This window comes from Roseobacter sp. TSBP12, from assembly GCF_009129705.1.
GTDB classification, from domain to species: domain Bacteria; phylum Pseudomonadota; class Alphaproteobacteria; order Rhodobacterales; family Rhodobacteraceae; genus Celeribacter; species Celeribacter baekdonensis_A.
Window position 1 is genome coordinate 1 of sequence record NZ_PYIB01000023.1, and the last position, 4,079, is coordinate 4,079.

At 62.5% G+C, this 4,079-nt stretch carries 6 protein-coding genes and 1 pseudogene; 1 reads left to right on the forward strand and 6 read right to left on the reverse strand.

Features of this window, described 5'->3' with window-relative positions:
- Window positions 1-1,214: pseudogene (locus tag C8029_RS05815) on the reverse strand (methylase); the annotation flags it as partial.
- Between the two features lie 94 nt (window positions 1,215-1,308).
- Here C8029_RS05815 and C8029_RS05820 point away from each other — a divergent pair.
- Complete coding sequence (locus C8029_RS05820; protein WP_143026888.1) at window positions 1,309-1,641, forward strand: hypothetical protein; 333 nt, start codon at window positions 1,309-1,311, stop codon at window positions 1,639-1,641.
- A gap of 87 nt (window positions 1,642-1,728) precedes the next feature.
- On the opposite strand, the gene C8029_RS05825 is transcribed toward C8029_RS05820, so the two are convergent.
- The 5 genes from C8029_RS05825 to C8029_RS05845 all read right to left on the reverse strand — a co-directional run.
- Window positions 1,729-2,364, reverse strand: coding sequence for a hypothetical protein (locus tag C8029_RS05825; RefSeq protein WP_074646818.1), 636 nt, complete (start codon window positions 2,362-2,364; stop codon window positions 1,729-1,731).
- Between the two features lie 106 nt (window positions 2,365-2,470).
- Window positions 2,471-2,947 (reverse strand): DUF6915 family protein, encoded by a 477-nt coding sequence (locus C8029_RS05830; RefSeq protein ID WP_074646820.1) that lies wholly within the window; start codon window positions 2,945-2,947, stop codon window positions 2,471-2,473.
- A gap of 1 nt (window position 2,948) precedes the next feature.
- The gene (locus C8029_RS05835; protein WP_074646822.1) at window positions 2,949-3,332 is read right to left on the reverse strand and encodes a DUF6878 family protein; all 384 of its coding nucleotides are present in this window, start codon (window positions 3,330-3,332) and stop codon (window positions 2,949-2,951) included.
- Between the two features lie 78 nt (window positions 3,333-3,410).
- Complete coding sequence (locus tag C8029_RS05840) at window positions 3,411-3,707, reverse strand: hypothetical protein (protein WP_074646825.1); 297 nt, start codon at window positions 3,705-3,707, stop codon at window positions 3,411-3,413.
- Window positions 3,708-3,823: 116 nt separating this feature from the next.
- Window positions 3,824-4,079, reverse strand: a 256-nt coding sequence (locus tag C8029_RS05845; protein WP_152002462.1) for a DUF3768 domain-containing protein, incomplete at its 5' end; no start/stop codon positions are given.

A 4,079-nucleotide genomic window follows, 5' to 3' on the forward strand; every position in this document is an offset into this window, starting at 1 on the left:
GCTTTCGCCAGGTAGTCGAGCGGGGCCGTCTCGATGTCGTCGAACGGATGCTTGGCCCGTTCCTCGGCGAGGGCACGGGTTTCCTTGAGGGCGGCATTGCGCAGGGCATGTAGGTTCTTTCGCGTCGGGCGGGACGGAATCGACAGGGCTGAACTGGTTGGGCAGGGCGGAGGGCTGCGGCGCTCCGGGCAGTGGGTCAGCACCGCGTTTAGAAGTTCACCCGTTGTCGCGCAGATCGGATGATAGGCGGTCTCGCTCTCGGTAGGTGCAGTTTCTCCGGCGCCAGTCGGGCGCTTGTCGATCACCGTCAGCCGCGTGTCGATGGTGGTGCCATGCCGAGCGAAGACCTTGCCGTCGATGGCAGCAGAAAACACCACATCGGCGCGCTGGCCGATCCGTTGAAACGTCGACTGGAAGGATTTCATGGAGGGGCGGAAGCTTTCGCCAGTGATGACAACAAGGCGCCCACCCGGCGCGAGGCGCGCCAAGGCGGACAGGACATGCTGGCTGGTGGCCTGCCGGAACCGACCCGCGACATGCTTCGCCGCGGAGAAGGGCGGGTTCATCACGATGACCGAGGGCGTGATGGACCGATCCAGCCGGTCGTCGATCGCCGCGGCGTCGTGATCCGAGACGACTGCACCGGGGAACAGAAGTCCCAGCAGGGCGCGGCGGGTCTCGGCAAGCTCATTCAGCGCCAGGCGAGCGTCCGCAATCCGGGCGAAAATCGCGAGCATGCCGGTGCCAGCTGACGGTTCAAGTACCAGGTCGCCGTCCTGAAACCCCGCCGCCTTCGCCACAGTGGCCGCGAGCGGCAAAGGCGTTGAGAATTGTTGCAGACGGACGCTGTCTTCGGAGCGCCGCGTGTGAGACGGGGCCAGAGCGGCGAGGCGCTCGATCATGGTGAGGAAAGCCTGTGGTGAGGCGGCCTGGCGCTGCATCAATGCGCCGTAGCGCGAAAGCATCAGGATCTGCGCAACCTCGGCGGCCTCATAGGCGTCCTTCCAGACCCAAGCACCGCTGGTGTCGCTGGCGCCGAAGGCACCTTCCATGGCGGCGCGAAGGGCGGCGGCGTCGATGGACCTGCCCGCCTCGAACACAGGGACGAGGGTTCTCGCAGTCTGGATCAGGTTGTGGGCGAAGCACGAGGCTTCCGGGCGGGCAGGGGCCTCAGGCTCAGGCACAAGCGGGACAGAATGGGGGTGAGCGTTCATCGGCAATCTCCGGGGTTGAGGGTTGGCCCCAAGCCCCGCGCGCACTCTCTCACCCGGGAGGGGTCACCCCTCCCGCCCTGTCTCTCGCTCTTTCATGGGATTGCTGATCTCCGTTCAGATAGCGGAAACTTATCCCCAAAAACTGGGGATGGGTCTGTGGGCGCTGTCGCAGAAGTCCTTGTCAGCTTGGCGCAGTACCAGCTCGCCTAAGTTTTGGGCGGTTGGCGGCCTGCGCATCCGAAACAGGTCCGTCGTCGACCGATTGGCGGCAGTAGGCACCCGGACAACCTTCAGGAAGAGCTTTGAAAAAGAGAAAGGCGGCATCCGGGAGGAGGTGGATGCCGCCGATTATTCCGGATCGGTTCAGGGAGGAGGAGAGAACCGATCACAACTTCAAGATAGTGGCTATGCTGCAGCCGCACAATAGGCAGGCCATGATATTTCTGCATTGCAGCAATGCGAGGCCGATTGGGATTGCCGCAAGAAAGGGAGCGTATGCCACCTGTGCCGGTTCCTAAGGGTGAGCCCGCGCTTGAGCGGCAGCGGACTCGCGTGTTTGACTCGGTAACGGTGCTGGCACCGCCCGGCGCGACTCGAGCAGACAGTCCAGCTCATAGTCGCCGACAAACCCCCAGCAGGCGTCGACCTCCTCGCCGTCCCACTCGATGACATAGCCATAGACTCGCCCGCCGAGATAGGCGTCGTAGCTGACAATTTCGCCGCGCAGGATGCCTTCAGCTTTTGCGCGCAGAGCCTTGGTTACGCGTTTTGCGCCGAACTCCGTCCGGACCGCCTCGAGCGTCACATAGACATAGCCGACCTGACCGGAATCCCACGGGCAGTGGAAGCCGATGGTGTTCATCGCGAGGCCGGAATGGTCATAGAGGAACACTGGCAGAATGACCGCCTTGCGCTCGGCGCGCTCAAGCAGCTGGTCCATTGAGAGGTCGCTCTGCTCCGAAACACCGGCGAGATCGCGCAGGAACGCCTCGGGGCTGTCGAAGGGGTGGCTGTCGCCAAGCCGGTATCTGCGGTGCCAGCAGATCAGTGTTCCGAGGTTGCACCACTCCCGTGGGCTTTCTGCGTCCGGGTCGTGGTAGATCTTGATGGTGTGGCCTTGGTAGGTCTCCTCGTAGACGGGGTTGTGCATATTGATGTCCTTTCTTGAAACGCATTCGACCCGCCCGGCCGGTAGTGGCTCAAGCGGGTCGATCAGGGGGTTTTCCGAGGGGCAATGGCTTCACTGCCCCCATGGCTCAGGCGGCGGCGCGGTTCTCCCGATGCTGGACGTGCTCGACCGAGACCTTCAGCAACCAATCTTCGAAACCGAGAATGGTCTGGTGATTGGAAACCGCCGCGACCCAAACTGCGCGCGGATCGCTGCCGATCTGCGTCGGATCGTTGTCGATCCGGCCATTGGCCATCCACGGTTCGGGTTGTATGCGTCCGAGCCAGTCAGCCAGCGACGGGATGCGCCCCTGGCAGTCTTCGCGCACATGCTGCTCGACGATCCAACGGATCGGGACGACCCGGCCCGCGCTGTTGGTCAGGAAGTGTCCAAACAATCGCTCAGCTTCGAAGATCCCGAGCGTGTGGTGCCGATGTGCACGATGCGTAAAGATCGCGAGGTGCTCTTTGGACGAGTCAAACCAGTCATGCACATGCTGGTAATCATCTGGAACGCCGCCGAACTTTCGGGCCGAGCTTTCGGCGTGATGGAGGGGATGTGCCATGTCAGAGCCCCTCGTGTTCGGTGGTCTCAGACTCGATATAGCGGTTCGAGTGGCTGACATCGATCTTGTCCGCCTCGAGCGACCAGGTCAGTTCGCCGTAGCCGCCCTCGTTGTTCTCGAAGCCTGGGCTCAGCGCATAGGCAAAATCCCAACCGAAGTCTTCGACCCGGCGCCGCAACTCGTCCGTCAGGGTGACCGTGTCAGGGGCCACGACGACATCCTCAACATTGCCGGAATCGCCGTAGCCTTCGTATTGCACCTCGATGTTCATTATGCCGAGGGCGCGCAGTTCGATAAGAAGTGCCGCGCGGGTCTCAACCCGATGTTCGGCAGCACGTCTCTGGGAGTCGAGCATCTGCGCGTAGAAATCACTCACTTGTGTCATGTCTTTGGTCCTTTGGAACTGAGGGAAGGGGAGGGCGACCGTTGCACAAGGCCGCCCCAAAGGTTTCCGAAGGGGGCCTCAGGCCGCAGCATCGCCGCGGTTTTCAGCGGTCCGGTCAACCAGGTTGAAATAGAGGTTCTCCGTCGCGCGCTTGAAACCCGGTGGTTTGCGCGGGGCGAGGCAGCGCACCGAAGCGCTGCAACTCTCGCCATGCTCCATCGCGAACTGCGTTACCTTTTCGATCAGGTCATCCATGCCAGCGGCCTGGATACGCTTTTCGGGGTAGCTCCCCAGCATCTGGAACTGGGTGACAACGAAGGCGCCGTCACGATGCGCCGGATAGAGGGTGATCTGGTAGTCGAGTGTCTTGGCCATCTCTGGTCTCCTGCAGCAGGCCGAACGCGATCATCGCGCCCCTTGGAACCCGCCAGCCCGAAAGGACCGCCCTTTGTGCAAGGGCGATCCGTGGCGATGTCGGTGAAACGGAGTCGTCAGTATTCCGACGGCAGAAGCAGGGTCAGGACCCGGCGCGTTTGCAAAGGGTCAGAAGGCTCGGGCGAGCCATATTGGTAGTCGACGTCGTACAAATCGACCTTGAACCAGACGGTTGTACCATCGAGGTCGATGACGCCCATCTCGTGCCAGCCCTGCGGATCAATGTCGGCATTGAACCCCTCGAAGACGGCGACACGGAGGGTCAATTCCAGTTGCGCGTCGAGCCCAAGCGCCGCGACGCCGCGTGTCATC

Bases quoted from the DNA above. Each gene is read 5' to 3' on its own strand.
- C8029_RS05825 (WP_074646818.1), bottom strand. From the start codon at position 2,364: ATGCACAACCCCGTCTACGAGGAGACCTACCAAGGCCACACCATCAAG.
- C8029_RS05820 (WP_143026888.1), top strand. From the start codon at position 1,309: ATGGGATTGCTGATCTCCGTTCAGATAGCGGAAACTTATCCCCAAAAA.
- C8029_RS05840 (WP_074646825.1), bottom strand. From the start codon at position 3,707: ATGGCCAAGACACTCGACTACCAGATCACCCTCTATCCGGCGCATCGT.
- C8029_RS05835 (WP_074646822.1), bottom strand. From the start codon at position 3,332: ATGACACAAGTGAGTGATTTCTACGCGCAGATGCTCGACTCCCAGAGA.
- C8029_RS05830 (WP_074646820.1), bottom strand. From the start codon at position 2,947: ATGGCACATCCCCTCCATCACGCCGAAAGCTCGGCCCGAAAGTTCGGC.